The organism is Gluconacetobacter entanii (assembly GCF_003206495.1).
GTDB lineage: Bacteria > Pseudomonadota > Alphaproteobacteria > Acetobacterales > Acetobacteraceae > Novacetimonas > Novacetimonas entanii.
In genome coordinates this window covers 19,421-45,850 of the sequence record NZ_NKUF01000020.1, presented here as the reverse complement: position 1 = coordinate 45,850, position 26,430 = coordinate 19,421, and the positions used below count along the sequence as shown (strand labels likewise).

The following is a 26,430-nucleotide window of genomic DNA, read 5'->3' as shown; positions in this document are numbered from 1 at the left end:
GAAAGACGCCGCCTTTTTGGAAAAAGGCGGCACCCAAAAACGTTTATCTCTTAAAAACCCATTCCCCGCACCACCATCAGTCCAGCGCGATCGGTTTATAGGCGGGCGTATAGATCATGCCCTCGATCCATTTGCGGATGTCGTCGGGGCGTTCGACATGGGCCATGTCATGGTCGAAGATATATTCCGCAAGCCGGCATGCCGAGGTGATCTCCACCTCCACGATCTGGTCCTGTGGCGGGAACAGGCGTCCGCGTGCCCGCGTCGCAAGGTCCACCTGATCCGCCAGCGCATGCGCGGCCTCGATGATGATGTCGTCGGTGATGTGGCGCGGGCAGGTGGCGTAGGTGGCAAGGCCGAGGCCCGGGAAGATGTAGAAATTGTTGGCCTGTCCCGGATGGAACGTCCTCTCGCCCATCTGGACCACCGGATACTGGATGCCGGCGGCATACAGTGCCTGTCCCCCTGACCATGTGTAGGCCTGTTCCGCCGTACATTCGGCATGGGGAATCGACAGGGCGAAGATGATGGGACGGGTGTTGATCGCACTCATGCGCTCCACCACCGCCTGCGTGAAGGTGCCACCAGCGGTAGATACCCCGATCAGGATGGACGGCCGCACCCGGTCGATCACGTCGAGCAGGTCGGTCGAGGGTGCCTCATCGCGGGCATAGGGCCGCTGCTGTTCCGACAGGTCGCTGCGCGAGGCGACCAGCAATCCATCCTTATCCATCATGGTGATCCGCGCACGGGCGGCGTCTTCGGACAGGCCCTCGCGCTGCATGGCGCGCACCAGCAGGTCCGCGATGCCCAGTCCGGAGGAACCGGCCCCGAAAAACACGATCTTCTGCTCTGACAATGGCGCGTCGATGATCTGCAGCGCCGTGGTCAGCCCCGCAAGGGTCACGGCCGCCGTGCCATGGATGTCGTCATTATAGCACAGCACCCGGTCGCGATATTGCGCGAGGTAGCGGATCGCGTCGGTGCCCTTCCAGTCCTCGAAATGGATGCAGCAGGGGGGAAAGACCTCCTGCACCGCCTCGACGAATTCCTCCACGAACGCGTCGAGTTCCTCCTGCTCCGGCGGTTCACGCCGCAGCCCGAGATAGAGCGGGTCCGCCCGCAGCGCCGCGTTGGTCGTGCCGATATCAAGCTGGATCGGCAGCGTCGTGTGCGGCGGCACCGCCCCGCAGGCGGTATAGAGTTGCAGCTTGCCGATCGGGATGCCCATCCCGTTGGCCCCGATATCGCCAAGGCCAAGGATGCGCCCGCCGGTGGTCACGCAGATGAAGCGGACATTGCGTTCGGGCCAGTTGCGCAGGACGGAGGCGATGCGGCCCTTGTGCTCCAGGCTGATATACATGCCGCGTGGGCGGCGGTACAGGTGGCTGAACGCCTTGCACACTGCGCCGAGCGTGGGCGCATAGACGATGGGCACGAACCGCGCCGGGTCGGACATGATGACCTTGTAGAACAGGGTCTCGTTCCGGTCGCCAAGGCCGGAGAGGTAGATATAGCGCTCAAGGTCGTTCGGCTTGGCGTCGAGGTGACGGAACACGCGCTCCGCCTGACGTTCCAGCGTCTCGATCTGCGGTGGCAGCAGCCCTTCGAGGTCCAGCGCCCGTCGTTCCTCCGCGCTGAAGGCGGTTCCCTTGTTGGCGGCGGGGTCGTTCAGCAGCGCCGCCCCCCGGGGAATGGAACGGGACGTGGGATGGGTCATCGTGTGCGGTCTCCGGCAGGGGAAAGGGGGCAACGGGTCGTCCTTGCCAACGCCCGAACATGCCGCACACCCAACGTATCAGGCCAGCGGCAGTTCGTTCACATTGACGATGCGCCAGCCCTCGCGCAGGTGCTCGATCACGCTGAGCGACAGGTTCTGGATGGAAAAATGCAGCGCCGTGTGCGCGTGGACATGCAGCGCATGCGCCAGTGCTGCGCGGATCGCCCCGCCATGGCTGACGATCACCATGTCCTGTCCCGCATGTTCGCGCGACATGCGATCAAGTGCCGCGCCAACGCGTGCGCAGACCTGCACCATGCTTTCGCCGCCCGGTGGCTGCTCCGTGGCGCCGACGGACCAGAACGGGTGGGCCGGCACCGCCAGCTTTTCAGGTAGGCGGTCATGCGTCGTGCCGTGCCATTCGCCCATCGACTGCTCGGTAAAGGCAGGTTCGATCCGGCTGGCCTGCAAGCCGTACCCGGCCTGCTGGATCGCCTGCGCCGTCTGCTGCGCACGGCCAAGGGGGGAGGTGAACCACAGCGCCGGGTGCGGCAGGCGGCGGGCCAGCACTTCGTACATGGGACGCTGCGCCACAAGGCTGTCGGGGCACAGCGGCACGTCCATCGCGCCATACAGGTGCCTGCGCGCGTTCTGTTCGACAATGGCATGACGGATCAGCCAGAACCGCGTCACCCCTTTCTGCAGTTGCGGGGTGTCGAGGAAATTACCGTGATTCTGCGGCATGGGGGCAGGAGTCTCCATAGGCTCTTGTGGGCGTTTGCCGGGCTTTGGGCGAAGCCAGAATTCAAAAGTTTTTGGGTGTCGCCTTTTTTCAAAAAGGCGACGTCTTTCGAAGCTTTTTGAAAAAAGCTTCACCAAAAACTTTTATTTTCCAATACAGCCTTTCCAGACGTCAGCCCTGTTCCAGATGATGCGGCATATAGGTCGGATGCGGGTCACAGGCCGCGATGGTGGGCCAGTGGCGCAGGATCAGGCTGATCTTGTCCACCACGCGGCGGACATCGCGGGTTTCGCGCTCCATCCGGCGGCGACTGTCCATCCCGTCATGCGATGGCTCGCCCGAGACGAGGCGCGCCCCCGCCGAGATGCGCAGCGCCCCGGCCAGTTCCCCGTCCAGCGCCGGATGCGCCAGCGGCACGGGCTGTCCCACATGGCACAGCAGGGCCGCAAGGCGGCGTTCGTCCGCGTCACGGGCGGGAATGACGGTGGACAGGTCGGTATTGAGCCACGCGTACAGCCTGCGCGCCTGCGCCAGCGCCAGCGGGCGGAACGTGTCGCCCGCGTCATGGGCGCGCACGAAAAAGGACAGGATGGTCGCCGCGTCGTCCCACGCATCCGCAAGCGGCGGCCGCCGGGGGGCATAGGGCGGCAGCAGGCACAGGTCGCGGTTGTGCGTGATGGCGTCGCGCGCCGCCGACAGGAACGTGCGCAGGCGCTGCGTCACGGTGGCGCGCGGCACGTCGGCCAGTGCCGCCATTTCCGCCATGGCCGCATGCCAGCGCAGGAGCAGCCCGATATTATGCCCCGCAGGCAGCACCGTGCGCGCCTGTCCCACGGGCCATGCTGCCTGATGGGTGTATTGCGCAAGGCCCGCGGGCAGGCGGCCCGACAGGCGCGCCATGACCGGCGCAGGCAGCAGGACCGCACCGCAGAAGGGAGGGCCGGTGAAGAACTTTGACCCCGTGACCATCACCATCCACCCCCGGTCGAGGTAGTCGCGCACCCGTGCGGGGTCGAGTCGCGTCTGGCAGGCATCGACCACCACATCCACCTGCCCCGCGGGCGCGGTGGCCATGAGGGTGTCGAGTGTCTCCATCTGCGGGGCGAGCAGCCCGGTCTTCGACATGTCGAGGCGATGCAGAAGGATATGCCGCCCGCGCGCCAGTTCCGACCGCGCCACGCGCAGGCAGTCCGCATCGACCTGCGCAAGCTGGATCTGCTGCCCGCGCGCGTCGCGCATCGGCAGGTCGATCACCTGCGTATCATCGTGGAACCCCGCGATCAGGTGCCCCTTTGGCACCATGTGGCCCAGTGCCGTGTCGTTGGCGAAATGGCAGCCCCGCGCGGCCAGCGGCACGCCGCTGCCGGTTTCTTCCGGCGCGATCAGGATGTTGCTGACCGCACGCCCCCCCGGCGCAAGGGCCGCCAGCGCAAGGGCGTACAGTTCGCAATCCGTGCCGGAGGGGGCAAGGATGATGCCCTCGTCCCCGCGCAGGCCGAAATGGCGCGCGATCCCGTCATGGATTTCCGTCGTCAGGGTGGCGGGCACGTCGGCCTGCGGGTCCGACAGGGCGGCGGCGATCAGGCGCAGGCGCGCGGCCTCCGCCCCGGCAAAGCCCCGCTCGGACAGCGACGACGCGGTGGAGGACGCAAACGTCACAGCCCACGGACGCGGGCGGTGCGAACATCCGTAATGGTTCAGGCCGGTGGTGGGATCGATGCTCAGCCGTGCATCCCCGCCCATCGCCATCAGCGTCTCGGTCGGCCCGGTCCATGGCCACAGCGCACCGAGGCGCGCATGCACGGCGTCGATGTCGGGCCGTTCGGCGGGGGCAGGCTGGCATGGGGCGATGGCCAGCCACACATCGCGCAGGATTTCGGGCGCGGGCAGATGGTCCGCCGCCATGATGTCGATCCATGCGGGCAGGGCGGTCGGTGCGGCTGTCATGGCCACGCCTGGTTCCGCCACCGTATCGCAGGTGACGTCAAGCCCATGGAACAGCGCCGCCGTCCGGGCCGCGCACAACGCCGCCATGACGGGCTGGTGGGGGGCGATGTCAAGCAGGTGCGCGAGTTCCAGCGCGTGGCGCAGGTAGAACGCACTGTGCGCCCCATTGCCCATGCACGCCGATCCCAGCAGGACATCCCCCCGGTCCGTGACGCGGAACGGTTCGGGCAGGTCAGGCGACAGGCTGATGCGCCGCGTTCCCGCAATGACGCGCAGGTCGGGACGTTCAAGGACCCGGATCAGACCTTCGGTAAGCTGGTGGGCAAGCACGTGGTTCTCCGTAATGGGGCGCGTCAGGATGTCGTGGCGGGCGCGCCGGGGCCGCGGCGGTGCGCGCGCGATGGGGCATGACCCCGCATGGCCGCGGCAGCAGGGGGTTCGGTGGTCGGCGGTGCGGATGCGCGGGGCGTGATGGTGGCGGGCCGCTCCAGCGTCCAGCCTGCCTGCCGCGCGGTCAGGCGCATGTGGGCCGGGGGGGAAGCGAGGGCATGGATGGGCGGGTCAAGGGGGAGGTACAGTTCACGACTCATCAGGTGCAGCAGTTTTCCGTCCGCCCGACCATATTGACCATCCCCCATCACCGGGCAACCCAGCGTCGCGCAATGCACCCGTGCCTGATGGGTGCGCCCCGTATGCAGGCGCAGTTCCAGCCAGCTTGCCGGGCTGCCGTCGGGCATGTGCCCGCGTGCAAGGCAGCGCCATGTCGTGCGTGCCGCCTGCCCGCCCGGTGCGGCCTCGACCCACCATCGGGCACGGTCGGCCCGGCGCAGCAGCGGCGCATCGACCACGCCATCATCGGCGGGGGGGTGGCCATGGGTGATGGCCCAGTACAGCTTGGTCGCCTGACCATTGGCAAGGCACTCCTGTGCGGCGATCAGCGCCTGCTTGCGTAACGCGACCAGCAGGCAGCCCGACGTGTCACGGTCCAGCCGGTGGGCCAGCCATGGCCCGTTGCGATGGCGTGACATCAGGCCGAACGCGTCCTCCACACTCGGCCCGCCCGCGCGGCCCGGATGGGCGGACAGGCCCGCGGGCTTGTCGATCACGATGAAATGCCGGTCCTGAAACAGGATGGGAAAGGGAAGGTTCCCCCCGCCACCGCTCGGGATGTCGCGGCGGGGGGAGGGGCCGGCCTTGCGCGTCATTCGTCCTCGGCGGTCTTGCGCATCAGCACCTCGCGGCGGCCGACATGGTTGGCCTCGCTGACAAGGCCTTCCTTTTCCATCTGCTCGATGATCTTGGCCGCGCGGTTGTAGCCGATCGAGAGATGGCGCTGGATGAAGGAGGTCGAGGCCTTGCCTTCGCGCGCGACAAGTTCCACCGCCTGCCCGAACAGGCTGTCTTCCTCGCCCCCGCCGCCGCCACCGATCGCGCGGCCGCCGCCATCCTCGTCCTGTGCGGAGATGACGTCATCGTCATAGATCGGCTCGCCCTGCGCACGCAGGAAGGCGACCACGGCCTCGACCTCGCTGTCCTCGACAAACGGTCCGTGGACGCGGGTGATGCGCCCGCCCGCCTGCATGAACAGCATGTCGCCCCGGCCAAGCAACTGTTCCGCGCCCTGTTCGCCAAGGATGGTGCGGCTGTCGAACTTGCTGATGACCTGGAAGGAAATGCGGGTCGGGAAGTTCGCCTTGATGGTGCCGGTGATGACATCGACCGACGGGCGCTGTGTCGCGATGATCAGGTGGATGCCCGCCGCGCGCGCCTTCTGCGCCAGACGTTGCAGCAGGGCCTCGATCTCCTTGCCCGCGACGATCATCAGGTCCGCCATCTCGTCAACGATGACGACGATATAGGGCAGCGCGTCGAGCGCAAGCTGCTGTTCCTCGAACGTCGGCTTGCCGGTTTCGGGGTCGTATCCGGTCTGCACGCGCCGGGTGACGATTTCGCCCCGGGCACGGGCCTCGGCCACGCGTTCGTTGTAGCTGGCGATGTTGCGCACCTGCAGGTGGGCCATGGCGCGATACCGGCGGTCCATTTCGCGCACGGTCCATTTCAGCGCCGCGACCGCCTTCGCCGGTTCGGTCACCACCGGCGTCATCAGGTGGGGAATCCCCTCATAGATCGAGAATTCAAGGATCTTGGGGTCGATCAGGATCAGGCGGCACTGATCCGGCGACAGCCGGTAAAGCAGCGACAGGATCATCGCGTTCACGCCCACCGACTTGCCCGACCCGGTGGTGCCCGCAATCATCAGGTGCGGCATGGAGCCAAGGTCGCTGTAGACCGGCTCCCCCGCGATGTCCTTGCCCAGCGCGAGGTTCAGGCGCGCGCGCGCATGCACCCAGCGCTCGTCACGCAGCAGTTCGGAGAAATAGACCGTTTCGCGGCGCGTGTTGGGCACCTCGATACCGATGACATTGCGTCCCGGCACCGTGGCGATGCGCACGCTCAGCACCGAAAGCGAACGCGCGACATCATCGGCCAGCCCGATGACGCGCGCGGCACGGATGCCCGGCGCGGGCATCAGTTCGAACAGGGTAACGACCGGCCCGGCGTGATAGGTATTGATCTCCCCCTGCACCCCGTATTCCGACAGGACGGTGACAAGGTGCGCGGCATTGGCCCTGAGCAGTTCTTCCGTCGGGCCGGTCGTCGCATGGGACGGGGGCGGATGCAGCAGCGAAAGCGGCGGCAACTGCCACGCATGCTGCTGCGGCGCGTCATAATGGTCTTCGGCAGGGACACTGGCCGCATGCTGCTGTGGCGCTGGGGGTGGGTCATCCATCACGGGGGCCGGGGATGCGGGCGCGCGCGCGGCACCCGTGCTGAACAGGCGTCCCAGCAGCGTCGGGCGTTCCTGCTGCGGCGCGGCGGCGGCCGGGGGGACGAATGTCGTCGCCGGTGGCGGCGGGTCTTCATGCCAGGGTGCGACATCCTGCGACCCCGCCTGGGTTTCCAGCAGCGGGGGCGGGATGTCTTCCTCCATGCCCGGCGGATGCACCCAGTTCGTGCCGATCGACACACGCCCCTGCCGGGACGGGGTGGGCACGCTGGCGGCGGCAGGCTGCGGGACGGTCTCGCGCGTGGGGGGCAGCGGCGGCGGCGCGGATTCGCGCACGCTCAGCGAGCGCGAAGTCGCGGGCGGCGGCACGGGCGGCGGCGGGGTCATGGCCCGCGATGGTGCGGCGGGGGTGGTTTCCACCGCCGGATACTCCGTCACGGGCAGGGTCGGGTCGGGGGCCACGGGTGGCCTGTCCGACATCATGCGGCGGGGGGGAAGATCCTCCTCAGGCAGGGCGTCGGCAAGGCTGTCATGTCCACGTGCGGAGGGGTCCGCCGCCGCCATGGCGGGGGGCTGGGTGCGGGCGCGTATGTTCTGCGCCAGCGCCTGCGTGCCCGCGGCAAGGCGTGCTGGCTGACGTCCCACCGTGCGCAGCGCGCGCCCGATCGCCCGCCATTCCGACAACGAGAGCGCCAGCGCCAGCGGAATCAGCAGCAGCGCCAGCACAAGGCCAAGCAGCCACATGACGGGCCGCCCCCACGCCCCCATCAGGCTGACGCCCGCCTGCAGCGCCATATGTGCAAGGGACAGCCCGACCGCGCCCCCGAGGCCGGAATCGGCGGGCCATTGCGGGTTGGGAAAGGAGGGGAGCATGATCGGCAGCGCCGCGAGCAGCGCGGAGACGACCGGCATCGCCGCAAGCAGCGCGGTGACGCGGATCAGCCCCGATCCCACGCCATTATGGCGGATGATGCGCCATCCCCATGCGATCAGGGCAAGGATGGCCAGCGCACTGGTGACGCCCATGTTCTGCAGCAGGAAGTCCGAGACATAGGCCCCGACCGTGCCCAGCAGGTTGGTCGGGGCCTGCGCGCTGGAGGTATTGGCCGAGGAATCGCGCGGGTCATAGCTCCACAACGCGGCCATCAGCGCGAGGGCGAGCATCCACAGCACGACCCCGCCCGCTTCGGCAAGGCGCCGCAGCAGGCGCGTCCGCGTGGGGCCGGACGTCAGGGACTCGGGGATGAAACGGCCGGAGATCGCCAAAAATCCGTATCCTGCTTGCATGGCCATGAAATCGCGGCATGCAGGCTGCCGGGGTGTGGCCGTCATGAAAAATCCGGGCGGGGTGGGCCGGGCCCAAGCCCATGCATCCCTGCGCAAAGGGGACTATAACGCGGCGATGGCGGGTGAAAGAAGGGCGGTTGCGTCTTTTATGGACGAAATTATCGTGCCCGGCCGTCCTCGTACCGCCAGACCGACAGGCGTGCCGCGCCATGTTCGCGCTGCGCCAGCAGGTGTTCGGGGGCGATTGGCGGGGCCTCGTCAGCGGCCGTTTCCACGATCACCAGCGCGCCGGGCGCGATCCACCCGCCGCGTTCGAGCGTGGCGAGGGCGGCGGCCGGCAGGTCGCGGCCATAGGGCGGGTCAAGGAACACCAGATCCGCCGCGGCCGCCGCGCCACGGGGGGGCAGGCGCGTCATGTTCCATGCCCGCACCTGCGCCATGGCCTGCGCCCCGCAGGCCGCGATATTGTCGCGCAGGGCCGACAGCGCGTTGCGGTCGCTTTCGATGAACAGCGCACCCGCCGCCCCACGCGACAGGGCCTCCAGCCCCAGCCCACCGGTGCCTGCGAATCCGTCGATCACCTGCGCGCCCTCGACCCGGTCGCGCCCGGCCCATGGCGCGTGCATCAGCATGTCGAACAGCGCCTGGCGCACCCTGTCGGCGGTCGGGCGCGTCACACGGCCCGGTGGCGCACGCAGGGCGCGGCCACGGAAACGTCCGGCGACGATCCTCATGCGCGGGCCGTCACGCCCGGCCGTTGCGGCGCGGGCTGGCAAGTCCGGGCACCTGTTCACGCAGGACCTTGCCGGTGACTTCCTCAAGCTCCTCGCGCTCCAGCGTGCCAAGCTGGAACGGGCCGTAGGAGGTGCGGATCAGGCGGCTGACATGCAGGTTCAGCCCGCGCATGACCTTGCGGATCTCGCGGTTCTTGCCTTCGCGCAGGGAAACGGTCAGCCACGCATTGTCGCCCCGGCTGGAATCCAGCGCCGCCTCGATGGGGCCATAGCGCACGCCCTCGAACACGCTGCCCTGCGCAAGGTCGGCGAGGCGGTCCTCGTTCACCACGCCGAAGACACGCACGCGGTAACGGCGGATCCAGCCGTTGCTCGGCAGTTCCAGGCGGCGGGCGAGTTCGCCGTCATTGGTCAGCAGCAGCAGCCCCTCGCTGTTGAGGTCGAGGCGCCCGACGCTGATGACGCGCGGCATCCCTTCGGGCAGGGAGGCGAACACCGTGGGACGGCCGTCGGGGTCGCGGTGCGTGGTCACAAGACCGTCGGGCTTGTGATAGCGCCACAGCCGGGTGCGGTCGGGGGCGGCGATGACCTTTTCATCCACCTGCACGATGTCGCCATCGCTGACGAAGGTGGCGGGATGGCGCACGATGTCACCGTTGAGGCGCACGCGCCCTTCCTCGATCATGCGTTCGGCGTCGCGCCTGCTGGCAACGCCGGAACGGCCCAGCCACTTGGCAATGCGGTCGCCATGCGGGGCGGAAGGGGCGGGGGAGGCGTCTTTTGTCATTCTGTGTGTCTCGAAGCGTCGATCAGGGCATCGAACAGGAGGCGGTCGCCTGCCGATATGCCGAATTCGGGATGCCATTGCACCCCGATGCAGAAGGGATGGCCCGGCAGTTCCACGGCCTCGATCACGCCATCGGGGGCGACGGCGCTGACGATGGCGCGGCCGGGGGTGGCTATGGCCTGGTGGTGGGACGAATTGACCGCCATGCGGGTGGCGCGCGTGATGTGCGCAAGGCGTGTGCCGGGGACGATGGTGACCTCGTGCCCGGCCTCGTGTCGCGGGTTGGGCTGTTCATGGGGCAGGGGGGCCGTGATGGTGTCGGGGATATGCTGTATCAGTGTGCCGCCCAGCGCAACCGCCAGCAACTGTTCCCCGCCACATATGCCAAGGATCGGCCGCCCCATGCGCAACGCCGCCTCCACCAGCGCCAGTTCGGCGGTGGTGCGCGTGGATTTCGTCGTGACGGTGGGGTGGGCATCGCCGCCATCATACAGGTCGGGTGCGATGTCGAACGCGCCGCCCGTGACGATCAGGCCATCGAGTCGCGCGACCATGTCCGCTGCCTGCGCCGCGTCATGGGGCAGGCCGACCGGCAGTCCCCCCGCCGCCGTGACGGCCTCCATATAGTTGCAGCGCAGCGCATACCACGGATAGCGTGAATAGCCACCGCGCTGCGGGGGGCAGGGCGGTTCGCAGTCCAGTGTCACGCCGATCAGGGGAGGGGACGTATCCATTCCGTTTCCCTAGAATAATTCGCAAGGAAAGGAAATGCGCCTGCGCCCGTCCCGTGTCGTCCCAACAGGCCCCGCCTAGGGCCGTCCCATTACTGCTGCCCCACGGGGGAGAGGCTGCATGCGACGGAACAGGCTTCGGAGCGGCGGATGCCACGGGGTGCGTCCGCGATGGCCATGCCTGCAACAATCGCGGCAGTGGTCAGAATCAGCGTAAGCGTATGCATGCCCTTTCTCCCGTGTGCTGTCATGCGCGCCGATGCCGTGTGATCCGCAGTGGAGTGCGGAAAACCTCGCCGGAGGTGACGCGCGGGTGAAGTCGGTTTCCCTGATTACAGAATGTTACAGAACGTGACGATATACAAGGCAGGATGGCAGCCCGGATCATGAAATGTCCATGAAAATGGCGGTTTCCTGACATGAATTTGCACTGTTGTTGTGTTTTTGCACGGTAACGGACTGTGCGGTGCCCCATGGGTCGCCGGTGTGCCCCGGTGCGGCCCCATCTGCCCGCCCCCGTTACATGTCGGCAACGTCATGATGGCCCGAAGGGTTGCAGACGCGCTATCATGACATGATGCCGCACCCCTCCTTCCCCGATGCAGCGCCTGGACACGCCCCTGGGAGCACACGTGACCCGATGTCCCTTGCCTTTGCCGAGGCACGGGCCGCAGCTTCGCGCGGGGAGGTGCCGGTGGGGGCGGTGGTGGTCGGCCCCGGTGGCACCGTCCTTGCGCGCGCGGGCAACCGGACGGAGGAACTGCATGATCCCTCCGCCCATGCGGAGATGCTGGCCCTGCGTGAGGCGGTGCGCGTGCGGGGCGGGCAGCGCCTTGCGGACTGCGCGCTGTATGTCACGCTCGAACCCTGTCCGATGTGCGCGGGGGCGGCGGTGCATTTCCGCATCGGGCGCATCCTGTTCGGGGCCTATGACCCCAAGGGCGGCGGGGTGGAGCACGGGCCGCGCCTGTTCGCCCGTCCCGGCTGCCTGCACCGGCCCGAAACCATTGGCGGCCTGCGCGAGCGTGAGGCGCAGGCCATGCTGCGGGCATTTTTCGGCGCGCGCCGCATGTCCTGAAGGGGCGCATCCCGTGGGATGGGGCCGGGCGTTACGCCGTGTAATCTAACGTATCTTTCATGCGGTGGTATAAGAGGGGTTGGTTCTCTTGCGTCACAGTGCGGGCGATGGGACTGTAACCCCGGTCGGGACGGCCCAGTCCGACGCAAGCGAGATCAGACCAAGATGTTCAGGGATGCCATGTCAGACGCAGTAAAGCCGAAAACCCTTTTCCCCCGCCCGGCGCGCGGGGCACTCCTCGCCACGTTGCTTGCCAGCAGCCTGCTGGGCGGGACGGTGGCCGGTGCGCCCTGCGCCCGCGCGGATGACAGCGGCGTCATCCGGCCTGATACCCAGGTCCAGCAGCTTCCGAATTTCGTCAACCTCGTCAAGCAGGTGAAACCCGCCGTCGTCTCCATCACGGCCAAGATCCACAATGCCGACACGGGCGAGGAAATGGGCGGCGGCATGCCCGGCGGCTTTCCGTTCCCCTTCCCGTTCCAGATGATGCCGCAGCAGCACCATGACGTGGAGGACCGCGGGTCGGGCTTCGTCATTTCCGCCGATGGCTATGTCGTGACCAACAACCATGTCGTGAATGGCGCGACGAAGGTGACGGTGACGCTCGATGACGGCACCAGCCTGCCGGCCAAGATCGTCGGCCGGGATTCCAAGACCGACATCGCGCTGCTCAAGGTCACGCCGTCGGGCAAGCTGCGCTTCATCGAACTGGGCGATTCCGACAAGGTGGAGCCGGGTGAATGGGTTGTCGCGGTGGGCAATCCCTATGGCCTGGGCGGCACGGTGACGGCGGGCATCGTCTCCGCGCGCGGGCGCGACATCGGCGATGGTCCGTATGATTCCTTCATCCAGATCGACGCCCCGATCAACCGTGGCAACTCCGGCGGCCCGCTGTTCACGCAGGACGGCAAGGTCGTGGGCGTGAACACCGCCATCCTGTCGCCGTCTGGCGGGTCGATCGGCATCGGCTTCGCCATCCCGTCCGACACGGTCAAGAACGTGGTGGAACAGCTTGAGAAGACCGGCCATGTCACGCGCGGCTATCTTGGCGTCACGGCGCAGGCGATCACGCCGTCCATGGCCACGGCGCTGGGCCTGAAATCCGTCAATGGCGCGCCTGCAGCAGGTGCCCTTGTCGCCAGCGTCAGCGCCGGCAGCCCGGCGGAAAAGGCTGGGATCAAGGCGGGTGACGTCGTGACCGACCTGAACGGGCAGAAGATCGACACGCCCCATACGCTCGCGGTCAAGGTGGCGTCCGTCGTGCCGGGGACCAAGGTGACGGTCGGATACCTGCGCAACAACAAGCCCCAGACGGCGAGCGTGACCATCGCCAACCTTGGCAAGGGCGGTTCGGCCGACGGGACCATCGGCGATGACCATGCCGAGGACAAGGGACCGCGCCTTGGCGTCTCGCTCGCGCCGCTGACGCCGGATGCGCGCCAGCAGCTTGGCCTTGACGAGAATGTCCATGGTGTCGTCGTCAGCGACGTGCAGCCCGGTTCCTCGGCGGAGCAGGCGGGCATCCATGCCGGTGACGTGATCCAGGCGGTGGGCAACAAGCCGGTGGAAAATCCCCGCGCCACCGTGTCTGCCATCCGCCAGGCGCTGGAGATCAACCATTCCGTCCTTCTGCGGGTCGTGCGCAACGGGCAGAGCATCTTCGTCGCGGTGACGCCCGGCAGCGATGACAACGACAATGGCAGCGATGACGACGACGACCAGTAAGCCGTATTCCACCATCAGGTGCGATAACATTTCCGGCTAAGGGAAACCGGGGGCATGTCCCCCGGTTTTTTTTATGCCAATCGTCCAAAAGTTTTTGGTGAAGCTTTTTTCAAAAAGCTTCGGAAGACGCCGCCTTTCTCGATCAAAAGGCGGCACCCGAAAACTTTTATTATGTTTATCGGCGGTTTTTTGAAACAATCCCCAAAGGTGATTGTCGCGGCCTGACTTCTTGCGTATCTGCTGTGCGTCGTGTTGCAAGTCGCGGAGGGGTTATGACCGGTCCAGTATCATCCGATCCACAGATGTCCGTATCCGGGGCGTCCACACCGGGAGAAGCCCGCCTGATTGATGGCAAGGGATTCGCCAACCGCCTGACGCAGGACATCGCGGAGGACGTGCGCACGTTCTATGCCCGCCATCAGGTGACGCCCGGCCTTGCGGTGGTGCTGGTCGGCAATGATCCCGCAAGCGAGGTCTATGTCCGCAACAAGGCGTTGCAGACCCACCGCGCGGGCATGCGGTCGTTCATGCACATGCTGCCGGAGACGACATCGCAGGAGGAACTGCTCGCCCTGATCGGGCGGCTGAATGTCGATCCTGAAATCCACGGCATCCTTGTGCAGTTGCCGCTGCCGGGTGGGCTTGACCCCGTGGCGGTGACCAACGCCATCGACCCGCGCAAGGATGTGGATGGTCTGGGCGTGGTCAATGCGGGGCGCCTTGCCCTTGGCCTGCCGGGGATCGTGCCATGCACGCCGCTGGGGTGCCTGCTGCTGCTGAAATCCTATGTCGGGAACCTGCGGGGCCTCAACGCCATGGTGGTCGGGGCGTCGAACCTTGTCGGCCGTCCCATGGCGCAACTGCTGCTGCGTGAAGGCTGCACCGTGACCGTCGCGCATATCGACACGCGCAACCCGCAGGCGCTGGCGCGGCAGGCGGATATCCTGGTGGTTGCGACCGGGTGCAGCGGACTGGTGACGGGCGAATGGATCAAGCCCGGCGCGACCGTGATCGATGTCGGCATCTCCCGCGTGCGGCTGGATAATGGCAAGACGCGGCTGGTGGGGGATGTGGTGTTTGACGAAGCCCGCCGCATCGCGGGACAGATCACCCCGGTTCCCGGTGGCGTCGGCCCGATGACGATCGCCTGCCTGCTGCGCAACACGATGCAGGCGGCGCGTGAACTGGTCGAAGGCGCGGGAGGAAGCGTGTGATGCATGTTTCCGTCGAACTGATCCCCCGCGATACCGAAACCCTGCTGCGTGACGCGGCGGAGGTGCGGTCGTGCTTCCCCCTTGCGGACATGATCAACATTCCCGACCTGCTGCGCTTTCCCCTGCGCAGTTGGGACGCGGCGGCGCTGGTGCGCCCGCATTTCCCCAACGTGATCCCGCATATCCGCGCCATCGACATAGCCCCCGACGCGCCCCTGCCGGGCGTGGGGCAGGAGGGGCTGGAGGCGGTGCTGGTGGTGCAGGGCGATCCGCCATCGGACCTGCGTCACCTGACCTATCCCAACACGACCGAAAGCATCATCCGCCGTTACCGTGCGGAGGCCCCGCACCTGTCGGTCTATGCCGCGTTCGACCCGTACCGCCGTGCGCCGTACCAGGAGATGGAGGCGATCGCGCGCAAGAAAGAGGCCGGGGCCGTCGGGTTCTTCACACAGCCGATCTTTGACATGCGGATGCTGGACCTGTGCATGAACTGGCTGCATGGGGAAAATGTGTTCTGGGGTATTTCCCCCGTCGTCGGCCCGCGCTCGCGCTCCTACTGGGAGACGACGAACCATGTCATCTTCCACCATGATTTCGAGCCAACGATGGAGGCGAACATCGCCTTCGCCCGGCAGATGATGCGCACGGTGCGCGCACAGGGGGGGAATGTCTATCTCATGCCGCTGCGGGTGAACCTGCAACGGTATCTCGTGCCGCTGTGTGACGTCTGAAAAGGAAAAGTGATAAAAGTTTTTGGGTGCCGCCTTTTTTCAAAAAGGCGGCGTTCTTTGAAGCTTTTTGAAAAAAGCTTCACCAAAAACTTTTGCTTGTATCAGGCAGCCTCTGGCTTGCGTGGCCGGAGGTTCCTTTGCGTTTCAGTAAGGGGTCAGATCCAGCCCTGCGCGCGGATCAGGCCGAAGGCTGCGATGGTGACCATGCAGGTGATGCGCCCGTCGCGGATCATCGCCTCTATCTCCTCCAGCGCGACCTTGTGGCAGGTGATGTCCTCCTCCGTATCCTCGCGCGCGGGCGGCCCCTGCGTCAGTCCGGTGGCGAGGTAGGCGCGGCCCTTCTGCGTGGTGTATCCCGCGCCCTGGTACATCAGGCCGGCGTCGCGCATGGTTTCCGCAAGAAGGCCCGTCTCCTCGCGCAGTTCGCCGCGGGCCACGTCCTCGGCGCTGGCGTCGGGGCGGGTTTCCCACATGCCCATCGGCAGTTCCCACATCCGCTGCTTGATGGGGTAGCGGTATTGCTGGATCAGCGTGACGAAGCGTTTGCCGCCTTCCTCCCACAGGGGCAGGATGACGACGAAATCCCCGCGTTCGACCACGCCGTACAGGCCCTTGCGCCCATTGGGACGGATGATGATGTCCTCCCGCAGGCGGGTCCACGGGTTTTCATAGGCAAGGCGGCTTGATACGGTGACGAAGCCACCCGCGTCGGGCGTGGGGTCAATGGGCGTGTCGGTCATGATGGCGTGCGGGCCTGCTGTCCTGTTGGCTGGATGACGTCGGGACACGTTATATGTTACCCCCCTGTCCTGCCAACCACGACGCGCATCGTGTTATGTGCATGGGTCACGCGCTTGTATTGCCTGCGTTATGCCCGTTTACTGATATTGCATGACTGCTGCCGCCGCATGTTCCTTCATGCGGGCTGACGGGTATGGCCCGTATCGCAGTGACCTGTATGTTCCAGCCGGAGTTTCGATCGCATCATGACCCTGCCGCAGACGTCCACGGCGTCACCGACACGGCGGATTCTGGCCGTCGTCCTGTTCAATCTGCTGTGTTACATCGATATCGGGCTGCCGATGGCGGTCATCCCGGTCTTTGTGCATCAGGTGCTGGGATACAACACGGTCATCGCGGGTTTCGCCGTGTCGCTGCAGTATCTCGCGACCTTCGCCTCACGCGCTTCGGCGGGGCAGGCGGCGGACCGGCGCGGGGCGAAACCGGCGGTGGTGATAGGCCTTGTGGTCTGCACGCTGTCGGGCGTGATGCTGATGACGTCGGGCATGCTGCGCCATTATGCCGCGGTGTCGGCGCTGATGCTGATTTTCAGCCGCGTGTTCCTTGGCGTCGGGGAAAGCTGGACCGCGACCGGCGCGATCATGTGGAACATCGGGCGCGTGGGGGCCGCGCGCACGGCGCAGGTGATTTCATGGAATGGCGTGACCTCCTATGGCGGGATCGCGCTGGGCGCGCCGATCGGGCAGATGCTTTCGGGCCTGCCGCTGCCTTATGGGGGGCTGGTGCTGGTTGGGTTCCTGTCGGCGCTGCTGCCGTTCATCGGGTTCCTGATGGCGCTGGGATACGAACCCGTGGCCCCCGTGGTGCACAAGGGACCGCCCACGCCGTTTCGCACCGTCTTCTGGCGCGTCCTGCCGCATGGGGCGGTGCTGGCGTGCGGGTCGGTCGGGTTTGGCACCATTTCATCGTGCCTTGCGCTGTTTTTCGCGCACCAGAACTGGAATGGCGCTGCCATCGCGCTGGCGGCGTTCGGGATCGTGTTCGTGCTGGTGCGTTTCGTCTTCGCACGCCAGATCGACCGGCGCGGCGGCCTGATCGTGGCGCTGATCTCCCTTATTGTGGAGACGATCGGCCTGCTGGTGCTGTGGCGCTGTTCCAGCGTGTTCATGGCCGATGTCGGCGCGGCCCTGACGGGGGCGGGATTCTCCCTCGTGTTTCCCGCCCTTGGCGTGCTGGCGGTCGCACGGGTCGGGCCGGAAAACCGTGGCGCGGCCCTTGGCGCGTTTTCGGTGTTCCTTGATATCGCCGTGGGCCTGTCGGGACCGCTGCTTGGCCTTGTCATCCAGACGATGGGCTATGGCGCGTTGTTCATGGTGTCCGCACTGTTTACGCTGGCGGGGGTCGCGACCACGATCCTCCTGCAGCGCCAGGCGCGTGCATGAGGGCGCGTGGCCGGATATCCATCGCCATGATTTGTGGGAGACTGCTCTGATATGTCCATTTCCTCGGCCGCTGTATTCTGTGGATCGCGCTTTGGCGTGCGGCCCGAATTCCATGATGCCGCCACGGAACTCGGCACATGCCTGGGGCAGGCGGGGATCCGCCTGGTCTATGGCGGGGGTCATGTCGGTCTGATGGGGGCCGTGGCCGACGCGACGCTGAAGGCCGGGGGACGGGTGACGGGGATCATCCCCGCATTCCTGCATGACCGCGAAGTCATGCATGAAGGGGTGACGGACCTGACGGTCACGACCTCCATGCATGAACGCAAGGCGCTTATGTTCTCTAAATCCGATGTCTTCGTGGTGATGCCCGGCGGCCTTGGCACCTTTGACGAGACGATCGAGATCATGACGTGGCGCCAGTTGAAACAGCATGACAAGCCGATCTTCATCGTCAACATCGCGGGTTGGGCGGGGCCGCTGCTGGCCATGATCGAATCCGCGATCGAAAATGGATTCGCATCGCCGAGCGTGCGTCGCCTGTTCCATGTGGTCGATGATGTACCTGCCCTGATGCGCGCGCTGCATGGCGCGGCTACCCCCGATGGCGGCAACGTCAACGTCGATCATTTCTGAAAAGACGCCTCTCCCACTTGCGGAACGCGCCAGACCCCTGTATAGCCGCCTCCAGACGGAGTGTAGCTCAGCCTGGTAGAGCACTGTGTTCGGGACGCAGGGGCCGGAGGTTCGAATCCTCTCACTCCGACCAGCCCTGTTTTTACAGCGGACTGGTCGATCCGCCTGAAAAAGGCGCCGCCTTCAGGCGATATTCCCCGTCAGAAAATCATGCCAGAAATTATTGGATATGTGCCCCCTCGCGCAGGGGGCTGTATTCTCCCATATTGGTGCTGATACGCATGCAGCGTCCGTGCGCCGTGCGCATGGGGCGGGATGCAACATATTGATAGGATCCCGTGCCATATCGGGGCGTATTTGCGGGGCATGATGCCCCTGGCGAGGGAGGAACTGGGAATGAAACGCTTTCTTCTGGCTGGCGTGGTGCTGGCCCTGGCCGGGGGCATGATCGTCGGTGGTCCCGTGCCTGCTGATGCCCGTGGCGGCGGCGGAGGCGGTGGTGGTTTCCGTGGCGGTGGCGGCGGAGGCGGCTGGCACGGCGGTGGTGGTGGCTGGCATGGCGGCGGCGGCCGGTGGCGCAATGTCGATGGCTGGCGCGGTGGCGGCTGGAGCGGCCGCGGCTGGGGCTGGGGCTGGGGCGGTGGCTATCCGATGTGGGGCTGGGGTGGATGGGGATATCCGTACGGCTGGGGCTGGGGCTGGGGTGGTTACGGGCTTGGCATGGGTCTGGGCATGGGGGCCGCTGCTGCGGCGGTCGCCGCCAGCCATCAGGCCGCGCCCGGTATCTATAACGGCACCAGCGGGTCCGGACCGGAAGACGACTCCGTCTATGATGCCGAACTGAACAGCCTCTATTCCGAAATGCAGCAGCAACAGCAGCAGCAGTCGGCGCCTGCATCCGCACCGGCCCCCGCCGGGGGTGGGTCGGGACCTGCGCGCGCACTGGTGCCCGGCACCACCACGCCTGCCGCACCCATGCAGCAGACGCATACCTGTCCAAGGGGACAGGTCTATAATGACCTTACGGAAAGCTGTGACCGGCCCTGACGGGGATGATGCATGTCCGAAGGATTGTGTTACTAATGTCTCTGAACAAGAAGCGCCGTAGCGGGGCAGGCCATCCCGTTTCCGGCAGGACCAGTATCGGGCCAGGTATGATGCAGACAATGACGGTACAGAAAATTTCCAGGGTATTCCTGCTGGCGACCACTCTTGTGGGGAGCGCGGTCGCGGTGGCGCATGCGGAACCGGGCGGATGCCTGAAATATGGCGCGGTCGGGGCCGTGGGCGGGCATGTCGCCAACCATCATACGGTTGCGGGCGCGATGGGTGGCTGTGCGGTCGGCATGTACAAGCGCCATGAATACCGCAAGGGCCTGCGCGAGAAGGCGGCCCTGTATGACAAGGAACATCCCGCCGACCCGAAGGAAAGCCTGTGGGAGCGTTATCGCAACCGCAAGACGGACGAGCAGAAAGCCACCCTGTATGATGCGGAACATCCCCCCGCACCGCAGGCCGCGCACTGAGGCCATGGCGGCAACCGGCCCCGCATGCGGGGCCGGTTATCGTAAGGAGGAAGGACGTCCCGGCATGGTCGGGATGCCTTCCTTTTTTATGTCTGATCGACCGGCCTGCGCCGTATCCTGAAAATCAGAAGTTTCTGGTGAAGCTTTTTCCCAAAAGCTTCAAGGAACGCCGCCTTTTTGGAAAAAGGCGGCACCCGAAAACTTTTATTATTTATCAGTCGCTGTGGTGTGATCCTCGGTCCAGCCCCGCAGTTCGTTGCGCACCAGCGTCTCGAGCATGTCGATCGCGACCGGGGCATTGTTCAGGCACGGGATCAGCGTCAGTTCCTTGCCCCCCGCCTTGAGGAAGCCGGCGCGCACTTCATTGCCGATTTCATCAAGGGTTTCGATACAGTCCGCGACGAAGCCGGGCATGATGACCGCAATCCGCGTCACGCCCTGCGCGGGCAGGGATTCGATATAGGGCGCGGTATAGGGTTCCAGCCATTTCGCCGGGCCAAAGCGCGACTGGTATGTCAGGGGCATCGTGTCCGCGTCATATCCCGTCGCCGTGCGCAGGGCCGCGATCGTGCGTTCGCAGTCTGCGGGATAATGGTCGCCCTTTTCCACATACTGTTTCGGCAGGCCGTGGAAAGAGGCCACGATCTTCTGCGGCGGGGTCTCAAGCGTCGCCAGATGTTCGCGCACGCGCGCCGCAAGGGCGGCGATATAGGCGGGATGGTCGGGAAAGGGCGGCAATGTCCGCGTCGCAGGCTGGTTGCGCAGGCGCATCAGCGCGCGAAAGGCCTGGTCATTGGCCGTGGCGGTCGTCGTCGCGCTGTATTGCGGGTAAAGCGGCGCGATGAGGATACGCTCGCATCCCTGCCGGATCAGGTCATGCAGCGCGTCTGCGGTCGTGGGCGTGCCATAGCGCATGCCCCAGGCCACCACGATTCCGTCAGGGGCCAGACGGGCCGCCAGCCCTTCGGCCTGATCGCGCGTATAGGTGCGCAGCGGGCTTTCGTCGCGGTCGGTATGCCAGATACGCTGGTATGCCGCCCCTGTCTTGCGCGGGCGGACCGTCAGCACGACCCCGTTGAGGATCGGCTTCCACAGCATGGGATTCGCCTCGATGATGCGGCGGTCCGACAGGAACTCCCCCAGATAGCGGCGGATGGCCGCATATCCCGTTCCATCAGGGGTTCCAAGGTTGCTCAGAAGGACGCCGATCTTGGGCGTATGGGTCGGTGAATCCCGATGGATGGTTATGAATGTCATGGGACAATCGTGCTACAGCAGGAAACGCCTTTAGGCAAAATCCCCGCTTATGGAATATCGCGTAAAAATACAAGGACGGTTTGGGCGCCTGTGATCTGAAATAAGGCGACGCCTTTTGAAGCTTTTTGAAAAAAGCTTCACCAAAAACTTTTATAATTTCAGGATGTTATGGGGGCTGTTTTTGAATCGCCTGTCAGGTGGATGCCGCCTTTTCGGATCATGGGCGGCATCCGGAAACCTTTACACTGGCGTTAGGGCGTTGGTTCGAAATGGCTTTTCAGCAGGCACGTCAGCGCCGGTTGCGGGTGCGTACACGCACCGGCTGGGCCTGCGGGGCGAGGCCCCGGGCGCGCACAAGGTAAAGTGCTGCGGCAGCGCCCATGGAAAGGGCGAGCATCAACGGTGAAAGAAGCTGGACAACGGTCATGATACGGTCCCTTTCCACATCGCGGTTTTGAAGTGAACCGCGACGGGCACGGCCGCGTCAATGAAAAAAGTGACATCCATTGCCGCCCCGCGCGGCCATTTCATTCCGTGGGGGTGGCCGCCAGCGCAATACACTTGCGCATCAGCGATGCAATCCCCATCTGTTGCAGCCGGTCGTGCGGATGTACCAGCCCGCCGCTGCGGGCGATGCTGTTGGGGAAGCGTTCGATACGCGCGGCATAGACATCGACGATCAGGGTGAAATGGGTAAAGACATGCCGCACCTCGCCCACATGCCGCCATTGTGGCGCGGGCCGTCCCGCCGGGGCATGGCGCAGCCCTTCTTCCATGGACCAGCGCTCCGCCCGCCATTGTGGCCCCGGCAGGCCCAGTGTCCCGCCAAGCAGCCCTGTTTCCGCCCGCCGGTGCAGCAGCAGGCCGCCGCTGGCGTCGGTCAGGTGGAAATGCACGCCATAGCGCGTGGGACGCGGGGCCTTCGGGGTCTTGCGCGGCAGGGTGGCCGCGCTTCCCTGCCGCAGGCCCGCGCAGGCGTCGCGCCACGGGCACAGCGCGCAGGCCGGTGTGCGCGGCGTGCAGATCCCCGCGCCAAGGTCGAACAGGGCCTGTGCGAAATCCGACGGGCGGGCATGCGCCAGCGGATCATCATTCAGGTGCGCCGCCTGCCGTGCGATGGCGGGACGCGCGCGGGGGCAGGGGATCGGTCATGGCGAACAGGCGCGTGGTGACACGTTCGACATTGCCGTCAACCGGCACCACGGGACGCCCGAACGCGATCGCGGCAATGGCGGCGGCGGTATAGGGGCCGATCCCGGGCAGCGCGCGCAGGCCGTCAACCGTGTTGGGGAAGCGTCCGCCCAGGTCGCGCGCCACGACCTGCGCGCAGGCATGCAGGTTGCGCGCCCGCGCGTAGTAGCCAAGCCCCGCCCATGCCCCCATGACGGTATCCGCATCCGCGCGCGCCAGGTCGCCCACGGTCGGGAACAGTTGCGTGAAGCGTTCGAAATAGGGGATGACGGCAGTGACGGTTGTCTGCTGCAGCATGATTTCGCTGAGCCAGACATGATAGGGATCGGCGCCCTGTCCCGGCAGGGCGCGCCATGGCAGGGTTCGGCGATGCCGGTCGTACCAGCGCAACAGTTCGGCAGCAGAAGGTGACACAGGGCCGCTTATGACGAAGGAACCGACACGGGGCAAGCGAAAGAAAGCCGCCACCCCGACCGCGCAGAAGCCTGCCCCCGCCGCCCGGTCCACGGCCGCAGCGCCAAAGGCGGAGGCCCCCAACCGTGCCCGCAGGCTGTGCAGCCTTGGCGCACTGATGCCCGCCGTGACGCGCCCGACCTTTCGCAGGCAGTCGCCCGCGGCGGTGCAGGTGATGCTGGACTGGGCCGATATCGTGGGGCCTGAACTTGCCCGCGTCACGGTCCCGCGCCGCCTGTCGGGCGGAACGCTGACGGTGGCGTGTGCCGGGCCGGTGGCGACTGAACTCCCGTATCTCGCCCCCGGACTGATCGCGCGGATCAATGGCGTCTGTGGCACGGGCGTCGTCAGCAGGATCAAGCCGCTGCAGGACCTGGCACTGCGCCCCGCCCCCCCGCCGCCGCGTCCACGCCCCGTACCCGCGCCGGTGGAAATCGGGGACATGCCGGAGGGGCCGCTGCGCGATTCGCTGTCACGTCTGGGGGGATGGATCGGGCAGCGTGGCGCATCGCGCAGGCGTGGGGGGTGATGGCATTGTCGAACCGCGCGCGGGTATTACATAATGATGGCGGACGGCCATGAAACCGTCGCGAAAAGGACGTTTTTCGGGAACATGACAGCGCACGGACCGCCGGGTTGCCCCAGGCCGGCGTGGGCCATGCCCGCAGAAGGGACAATGCATTGCCGCCCGTGCGGAAGGCAATGAAGGAAAGAGGATCTGGGTCGATGCGCAGGATTGCATTCGTGCTGGCTGTGTCGCTTGGACTGGTCAGCGTACTGCCTGCCCCCTCCGCCTATGCCTGGCGTGGTGTCGGTGGTTGGCATGGCGGTGGATGGGGCTGGCGCGGTGGTGGCTGGGGCTGGGGTTGGGGTGGTTTCGGCGCGGGAATGGTGGCCGGGGCCATCGTGGGCGGCGCGCTTTCTACCTATCGCTATTATGTGTATCCCTATCCCGTGTACAGATATCCCGCGCCCTATCCCTATTACGCCTATCCGCCGCCGCCACCCACTCCGCCGGTTTATGGTTACCCCTATCCCTGAGGTGTTGGCGTCAGGGACTGAACGTTTCCGGGCGCCGCCCTTGATCCAGTAAAGGCGGCGTCTTCCGAAGCTTTCTGGATCAAAAGCTTCACCGACAAACGTTTGAATGATCTGAACGATGTCGCGGGGGCAGGTCATGGTTTCCAAAGGGCAATGCCCTTTGGCGGGTTTCAGGGCGGCGCCCTGGGCGAAGGCAGTCCCTAAGCCGGAAGGGCGTTCGTTGCCGCCGTCATGAAGGCACGGATCAGGTCGGGCGATTTGACGCCCGGCGCGCTTTCCACGCCCGATGACACGTCAACCGCCCGCGCGCCACTGCGCCGGATGGCGTCGGCCACATTGACGGGATTCAGGCCACCGGCCAGCATCCATGGCACGGGCGCGCGCCACCCCTCGGTCAGGCCCCAGTCGAGGCAGCGGGCATTGCCGCCGGGTCGTGTGCTGCCTGCCGGTGGGCGCGATTCAATGACAAGCCCGTCAAGGCCGGTGCTGTCCGGCAGGTCGGCATGTGTCGCAATCCCGACCGCGCGCCAGACCGGCAGGCCGAAACGCGCGCGGATTTCCATGGCGCGTGCCTCGGGGGCATAGACCTGCAACCCGTCAAGCGTGACGGTGTCGAGCACGCGTTCAATCTCCGCATCCGTGGGCTTTACAAACAGGCCGATCCGTCCGGGACCGCCAGCAGGCACCCGTGCCGCCAGTGTGGCTGCGACATCTGGCGCGATATTGCGGGGGGAGGGGCCGAAGAACACGAACCCGACCCATCGCGCACCGGCCTTGATGGCCGTGTCCAGCGCACCGGCCTCGGTAATGCCGCAGATCTTGACCCCGATGGCCATGTTCAGGCCAACAGTTCCGCCATGATGGCCGCCGCCGCCGCTGCCGGATCGGGCGCGCGGGTTATGGGACGCCCCACCACGATATAATCCGCGCCCGCCGCATGGGCCTGCGCCGGGGTCATGATGCGTTTCTGGTCGCCCGCCGCACTTCCGGCGGGACGGATGCCCGGCACCACCAGTACCGGTTCCTCGCCCAGTGCCGCGCGCAGCAGGCCGATTTCATGGGGGGAGCAGACCAGTCCGTCCGCCCCGGCCGAAACCGCCAGACGGCCCAGTCGCACCACCTGGTCCGCAACGCTCGATTCGACACCGGTTTCATGCAGCGCCTCGGCGTCGAGGCTCGTCAGCACCGTTACCGCCAGCAGCAGCGGGCGCGCGCCTTCGGGAAAGGCGTCGTCCACGGCCCTGCGTGCGGCGGCGATCATGGCGCGTCCCCCTGATGCGTGGATTGTCAGCATCGCCGGACGCACCCGCGCCAGACTGCCGATGGCGGAGGCCACGGTGTTGGGGATGTCATGCAGCTTCAGGTCAAGGAACAGCGGCAGGTCGCCTGCGACCTCGCTTACGGCTTCGAGCCCCTGCGCATAGGTGAACTCCAGCCCCAGCTTCACCATCGGCGGCCGCATGATCTCCGGACGCTTCGATGCATTCACGGCCGCGTCGCGCCATGCGATGGCCTGTGCGCGATCCTTGGTGTCGAGCGAGACGATCAGGCGCGTGGGACGTGTGCGGGCGGAATGCGCGGGGCCTGCGGGCATGGGCGATCAGGTCCTGTTTTCAGTGGGGGTCGGGGATGGGATGACAGGTGCCGCCAGCGGAGGCGTGGGGGGCGCCGCTGCCGGAGCAGGCGTGGCTGCCGCCGCCGGCATTGCGGAATTGGCCGCCACGCTGGCGCGCAGGGTCGCGGCCTCGGCCTCCAGCGTGCGGACCTGCTGCTCCGCCTTTCGGGCGCGGCGGATCTGGCCCAGCGTCCCGATCCAGGCGCAGACATATCCCAGCGCATAGAACACCGCCCCCGTCAGCAGCGCGAGCACGCCGGGGGAGGAGTTCCACTGCCACTCCAGCCATGTCATGGGGGCTGAGCCCTGGTTACAGGCGGCCAGGATAATAAGCCCGAGCACGAACGGCAGCGTGATGAACAGACGGATCATGATGCGCTTCCCTAGCGTCAAGGATTTTCCCCTGCAAGGAAAACCCTGTCGGGGCGGTGTGGTCACAATGTTTGTGACAGCATGAAAGCTTGATCCGGCCGATGCAACATGATGTCGTGGATGTTCGGATTGCCGGAATGGCGCGGCTTGCGCCATGATGGCGCGGTGGAAAGGGGCGCAATGGGAAAAGTCATTGCCTTTGGCGCCACCGCCCGTCGGGACGACGGGATGTGGGGCGTGGTCGCAACATTGGGGCGGCGCACGCGTATCGCCAGCATCTATGCCACGCGGCAGGCGGCGCTTGCGGATTGCGAATGGCGCATGCAGCAGGTCGCGGCCTATCGCGCGTTCCTGCGGCAGTCGGGGCAGCCCGTGCCCGTCTATGACATCCGCCCCGTGCGGCGCACCGACCTGCCACGCGCATGGCGTCCGCTGCCCGCGCTGGGCTTCCTGCGGGGGCAGTTCTTCTGATCCGGCATCCGCGTGGTATTTAAAATAACCCGCTGATAAAATGAATAAAAGTTTTTGGGTGCCGGCTTTTTTCAAAAAGGCGGCGTTCTTTGAAGCTTTTTGGAAAAAGCTTCACCAAAAACTTTTCATATCTGTACACCCTGTTGGAAACGGCATTTCAGGCAGTCATCCGGCGGGATTGCATTTTCATGGCATCAT

General features: G+C 66.0%; 27 protein-coding genes, 1 tRNA gene and 1 pseudogene. 13 read left to right on the top strand and 16 right to left on the bottom strand.

Translation table 11 applies throughout. The features are described 5' to 3' along the window. Positions 1–76 precede the first annotated feature (76 nt). The 9 genes from CFR72_RS10115 to CFR72_RS18295 all read right to left on the bottom strand — a co-directional run bounded on the left by CFR72_RS10115 (position 77) and on the right by CFR72_RS18295 (position 10,963). Entirely contained in the window at positions 77–1,720 is a 1,644-nt protein-coding gene (locus CFR72_RS10115) for an NAD-dependent malic enzyme (protein WP_110913826.1), read from the bottom strand. Between the two features lie 78 nt (positions 1,721–1,798). Further along, complete coding sequence (locus CFR72_RS10110; protein WP_110913825.1) at positions 1,799–2,464, bottom strand: histidine phosphatase family protein; 666 nt, start codon at positions 2,462–2,464, stop codon at positions 1,799–1,801. 169 nt (positions 2,465–2,633) lie between these two features. After that, positions 2,634–4,739: a hypothetical protein gene (locus CFR72_RS10105; RefSeq protein ID WP_110913824.1), complete on the bottom strand. Its 2,106-nt coding sequence runs from the start codon at positions 4,737–4,739 to the stop codon at positions 2,634–2,636. A 23-nt stretch (positions 4,740–4,762) separates the two neighbouring features. Further along, on the bottom strand, positions 4,763–5,614 hold the full coding sequence (locus CFR72_RS10100; protein WP_110913823.1) for an RluA family pseudouridine synthase: 852 nt from the start codon (positions 5,612–5,614) through the stop codon (positions 4,763–4,765). Then, positions 5,611–8,463: a DNA translocase FtsK gene (locus CFR72_RS10095; RefSeq protein ID WP_110913838.1), complete on the bottom strand. Its 2,853-nt coding sequence runs from the start codon at positions 8,461–8,463 to the stop codon at positions 5,611–5,613. Before CFR72_RS10095 ends, CFR72_RS10100 begins: the two co-directional genes overlap by 4 nt. A gap of 179 nt (positions 8,464–8,642) precedes the next feature. Then, positions 8,643–9,218, bottom strand: coding sequence for a 16S rRNA (guanine(966)-N(2))-methyltransferase RsmD (rsmD, locus tag CFR72_RS10090; RefSeq protein WP_110913837.1), 576 nt, complete (start codon positions 9,216–9,218; stop codon positions 8,643–8,645). Positions 9,219–9,228: 10 nt separating this feature from the next. Beyond that, positions 9,229–10,005, bottom strand: coding sequence for a pseudouridine synthase (locus CFR72_RS10085; protein WP_110095252.1), 777 nt, complete (start codon positions 10,003–10,005; stop codon positions 9,229–9,231). Then, positions 10,002–10,739 (bottom strand): gamma-glutamyl-gamma-aminobutyrate hydrolase family protein, encoded by a 738-nt coding sequence (locus CFR72_RS10080; protein ID WP_110913822.1) that lies wholly within the window; start codon positions 10,737–10,739, stop codon positions 10,002–10,004. Before CFR72_RS10080 ends, CFR72_RS10085 begins: the two co-directional genes overlap by 4 nt. 89 nt (positions 10,740–10,828) lie before the next feature. Then, on the bottom strand, positions 10,829–10,963 hold the full coding sequence (locus CFR72_RS18295; protein WP_261310486.1) for a hypothetical protein: 135 nt from the start codon (positions 10,961–10,963) through the stop codon (positions 10,829–10,831). 413 nt (positions 10,964–11,376) lie between these two features. Between CFR72_RS18295 and CFR72_RS10075 the strand changes: the two genes are divergently transcribed. The 5 genes from CFR72_RS10075 (at position 11,377) to CFR72_RS10060 (ending at position 15,487) form a co-directional block, all read left to right on the top strand. After that, a complete protein-coding gene (locus CFR72_RS10075; protein WP_110913836.1) occupies positions 11,377–11,814 on the top strand; it encodes a nucleoside deaminase in 438 nt (145 codons plus the stop codon). 165 nt (positions 11,815–11,979) lie between these two features. Then, positions 11,980–13,539, top strand: a complete 1,560-nt coding sequence (locus CFR72_RS10070) for a Do family serine endopeptidase (RefSeq protein WP_110913821.1) — start codon at positions 11,980–11,982, stop codon at positions 13,537–13,539. A gap of 54 nt (positions 13,540–13,593) precedes the next feature. Continuing rightward, positions 13,594–13,764, top strand: coding sequence for a hypothetical protein (locus CFR72_RS17545; RefSeq protein WP_167400349.1), 171 nt, complete (start codon positions 13,594–13,596; stop codon positions 13,762–13,764). Between the two features lie 77 nt (positions 13,765–13,841). Further along, on the top strand, positions 13,842–14,753 hold the full coding sequence (gene folD, locus CFR72_RS10065; RefSeq protein ID WP_110913820.1) for a bifunctional methylenetetrahydrofolate dehydrogenase/methenyltetrahydrofolate cyclohydrolase FolD: 912 nt from the start codon (positions 13,842–13,844) through the stop codon (positions 14,751–14,753). After that, positions 14,753–15,487: a methylenetetrahydrofolate reductase gene (locus tag CFR72_RS10060; protein WP_208630007.1), complete on the top strand. Its 735-nt coding sequence runs from the start codon at positions 14,753–14,755 to the stop codon at positions 15,485–15,487. Before folD ends, CFR72_RS10060 begins: the two co-directional genes overlap by 1 nt. 155 nt (positions 15,488–15,642) lie before the next feature. On the opposite strand, the gene CFR72_RS10055 is transcribed toward CFR72_RS10060, so the two are convergent. After that, entirely contained in the window at positions 15,643–16,227 is a 585-nt protein-coding gene (locus CFR72_RS10055; RefSeq protein WP_110913818.1) for an NUDIX domain-containing protein, read from the bottom strand. Positions 16,228–16,473: 246 nt separating this feature from the next. Between CFR72_RS10055 and CFR72_RS10050 the strand changes: the two genes are divergently transcribed. From CFR72_RS10050 to CFR72_RS10030, 5 genes are all read left to right on the top strand, one after another. After that, on the top strand, positions 16,474–17,670 hold the full coding sequence (locus CFR72_RS10050; RefSeq protein WP_110913817.1) for an MFS transporter: 1,197 nt from the start codon (positions 16,474–16,476) through the stop codon (positions 17,668–17,670). 51 nt (positions 17,671–17,721) lie between these two features. Continuing rightward, positions 17,722–18,306, top strand: coding sequence for an LOG family protein (locus tag CFR72_RS10045; RefSeq protein ID WP_110913816.1), 585 nt, complete (start codon positions 17,722–17,724; stop codon positions 18,304–18,306). Positions 18,307–18,362: 56 nt separating this feature from the next. After that, positions 18,363–18,439 (top strand) — tRNA-Pro (locus CFR72_RS10040). A 263-nt stretch (positions 18,440–18,702) separates the two neighbouring features. Continuing rightward, positions 18,703–19,353 carry a hypothetical protein gene (locus CFR72_RS10035; RefSeq protein WP_208630006.1) on the top strand — a complete coding sequence of 217 codons (651 nt, stop codon included), beginning with the start codon at positions 18,703–18,705 and terminating at the stop codon, positions 19,351–19,353. Between the two features lie 119 nt (positions 19,354–19,472). Continuing rightward, a complete protein-coding gene (locus CFR72_RS10030; RefSeq protein ID WP_320442935.1) occupies positions 19,473–19,832 on the top strand; it encodes a hypothetical protein in 360 nt (119 codons plus the stop codon). A 207-nt stretch (positions 19,833–20,039) separates the two neighbouring features. Here CFR72_RS10030 and hemH read toward each other — a convergent pair whose 3' ends face one another. From hemH to mutY, 3 genes and pseudogenes are all read right to left on the bottom strand, one after another. Then, a complete protein-coding gene (gene hemH / locus CFR72_RS10025; protein WP_110913815.1) occupies positions 20,040–21,089 on the bottom strand; it encodes a ferrochelatase in 1,050 nt (349 codons plus the stop codon). 289 nt (positions 21,090–21,378) lie between these two features. Then, positions 21,379–21,516, bottom strand: coding sequence for a hypothetical protein (locus tag CFR72_RS17540; protein WP_167400348.1), 138 nt, complete (start codon positions 21,514–21,516; stop codon positions 21,379–21,381). A 100-nt stretch (positions 21,517–21,616) separates the two neighbouring features. Beyond that, positions 21,617–22,787: pseudogene (gene mutY, locus CFR72_RS10020) on the bottom strand (A/G-specific adenine glycosylase). Between mutY and CFR72_RS10015 the strand changes: the two are divergent. Together CFR72_RS10015 and CFR72_RS10010 are read left to right on the top strand one after the other, a co-directional pair. Further along, positions 22,705–23,262, top strand: a complete 558-nt coding sequence (locus CFR72_RS10015; RefSeq protein ID WP_110913814.1) for a DUF721 domain-containing protein — start codon at positions 22,705–22,707, stop codon at positions 23,260–23,262. The pseudogene mutY and the gene CFR72_RS10015 sit on opposite strands and share 83 nt — an antisense overlap. A 197-nt stretch (positions 23,263–23,459) precedes the next feature. Next, entirely contained in the window at positions 23,460–23,774 is a 315-nt protein-coding gene (locus CFR72_RS10010; RefSeq protein WP_110913813.1) for a hypothetical protein, read from the top strand. 200 nt (positions 23,775–23,974) lie between these two features. On the opposite strand, the gene CFR72_RS10005 is transcribed toward CFR72_RS10010, so the two are convergent. The 3 genes from CFR72_RS10005 to CFR72_RS09995 are packed head-to-tail and all read right to left on the bottom strand — an operon-like array spanning position 23,975 to position 25,761. After that, the gene (locus tag CFR72_RS10005) at positions 23,975–24,610 is read right to left on the bottom strand and encodes a phosphoribosylanthranilate isomerase (protein ID WP_110913812.1); all 636 of its coding nucleotides are present in this window, start codon (positions 24,608–24,610) and stop codon (positions 23,975–23,977) included. 2 nt (positions 24,611–24,612) lie between these two features. Next, a complete protein-coding gene (gene pyrF, locus CFR72_RS10000) occupies positions 24,613–25,368 on the bottom strand; it encodes an orotidine-5'-phosphate decarboxylase (protein WP_110913811.1) in 756 nt (251 codons plus the stop codon). 6 nt (positions 25,369–25,374) lie between these two features. Further along, positions 25,375–25,761, bottom strand: coding sequence for a LapA family protein (locus CFR72_RS09995; RefSeq protein WP_233044592.1), 387 nt, complete (start codon positions 25,759–25,761; stop codon positions 25,375–25,377). Between the two features lie 180 nt (positions 25,762–25,941). Between CFR72_RS09995 and CFR72_RS09990 the strand changes: the two genes are divergently transcribed. Then, positions 25,942–26,232, top strand: coding sequence for a hypothetical protein (locus CFR72_RS09990; RefSeq protein WP_110913834.1), 291 nt, complete (start codon positions 25,942–25,944; stop codon positions 26,230–26,232). Positions 26,233–26,430 lie beyond the last annotated feature (198 nt).

Excerpts from the sequence above, each read along its gene's own strand:
- CFR72_RS10115 (WP_110913826.1), bottom strand. The coding sequence starts at position 1,720 with ATGACCCATCCCACGTCCCGTTCCATTCCCCGGGGGGCGGCGCTGCTG.
- CFR72_RS10110 (WP_110913825.1), bottom strand. The coding sequence starts at position 2,464 with ATGCCGCAGAATCACGGTAATTTCCTCGACACCCCGCAACTGCAGAAA.
- CFR72_RS10100 (WP_110913823.1), bottom strand. The coding sequence starts at position 5,614 with ATGACGCGCAAGGCCGGCCCCTCCCCCCGCCGCGACATCCCGAGCGGT.
- rsmD (WP_110913837.1), bottom strand. The coding sequence starts at position 9,218 with ATGAGGATCGTCGCCGGACGTTTCCGTGGCCGCGCCCTGCGTGCGCCA.
- CFR72_RS10085 (WP_110095252.1), bottom strand. The coding sequence starts at position 10,005 with ATGACAAAAGACGCCTCCCCCGCCCCTTCCGCCCCGCATGGCGACCGC.
- CFR72_RS10080 (WP_110913822.1), bottom strand. The coding sequence starts at position 10,739 with ATGGATACGTCCCCTCCCCTGATCGGCGTGACACTGGACTGCGAACCG.
- CFR72_RS18295 (WP_261310486.1), bottom strand. The coding sequence starts at position 10,963 with ATGCATACGCTTACGCTGATTCTGACCACTGCCGCGATTGTTGCAGGC.
- CFR72_RS10075 (WP_110913836.1), top strand. The coding sequence starts at position 11,377 with ATGTCCCTTGCCTTTGCCGAGGCACGGGCCGCAGCTTCGCGCGGGGAG.
- CFR72_RS10070 (WP_110913821.1), top strand. The coding sequence starts at position 11,980 with ATGTTCAGGGATGCCATGTCAGACGCAGTAAAGCCGAAAACCCTTTTC.
- CFR72_RS17545 (WP_167400349.1), top strand. The coding sequence starts at position 13,594 with ATGTCCCCCGGTTTTTTTTATGCCAATCGTCCAAAAGTTTTTGGTGAA.
- folD (WP_110913820.1), top strand. The coding sequence starts at position 13,842 with ATGTCCGTATCCGGGGCGTCCACACCGGGAGAAGCCCGCCTGATTGAT.
- CFR72_RS10060 (WP_208630007.1), top strand. The coding sequence starts at position 14,753 with ATGCATGTTTCCGTCGAACTGATCCCCCGCGATACCGAAACCCTGCTG.
- CFR72_RS10055 (WP_110913818.1), bottom strand. The coding sequence starts at position 16,227 with ATGACCGACACGCCCATTGACCCCACGCCCGACGCGGGTGGCTTCGTC.
- CFR72_RS10050 (WP_110913817.1), top strand. The coding sequence starts at position 16,474 with ATGACCCTGCCGCAGACGTCCACGGCGTCACCGACACGGCGGATTCTG.
- CFR72_RS10045 (WP_110913816.1), top strand. The coding sequence starts at position 17,722 with ATGTCCATTTCCTCGGCCGCTGTATTCTGTGGATCGCGCTTTGGCGTG.
- CFR72_RS10035 (WP_208630006.1), top strand. The coding sequence starts at position 18,703 with ATGAAACGCTTTCTTCTGGCTGGCGTGGTGCTGGCCCTGGCCGGGGGC.
- CFR72_RS10030 (WP_320442935.1), top strand. The coding sequence starts at position 19,473 with ATGACGGTACAGAAAATTTCCAGGGTATTCCTGCTGGCGACCACTCTT.
- hemH (WP_110913815.1), bottom strand. The coding sequence starts at position 21,089 with ATGACATTCATAACCATCCATCGGGATTCACCGACCCATACGCCCAAG.
- CFR72_RS17540 (WP_167400348.1), bottom strand. The coding sequence starts at position 21,516 with ATGACCGTTGTCCAGCTTCTTTCACCGTTGATGCTCGCCCTTTCCATG.
- CFR72_RS10015 (WP_110913814.1), top strand. The coding sequence starts at position 22,705 with ATGACGAAGGAACCGACACGGGGCAAGCGAAAGAAAGCCGCCACCCCG.
- CFR72_RS10010 (WP_110913813.1), top strand. The coding sequence starts at position 23,460 with ATGCGCAGGATTGCATTCGTGCTGGCTGTGTCGCTTGGACTGGTCAGC.
- CFR72_RS10005 (WP_110913812.1), bottom strand. The coding sequence starts at position 24,610 with ATGGCCATCGGGGTCAAGATCTGCGGCATTACCGAGGCCGGTGCGCTG.
- pyrF (WP_110913811.1), bottom strand. The coding sequence starts at position 25,368 with ATGCCCGCAGGCCCCGCGCATTCCGCCCGCACACGTCCCACGCGCCTG.
- CFR72_RS09995 (WP_233044592.1), bottom strand. The coding sequence starts at position 25,761 with ATGATCCGTCTGTTCATCACGCTGCCGTTCGTGCTCGGGCTTATTATC.
- CFR72_RS09990 (WP_110913834.1), top strand. The coding sequence starts at position 25,942 with ATGGGAAAAGTCATTGCCTTTGGCGCCACCGCCCGTCGGGACGACGGG.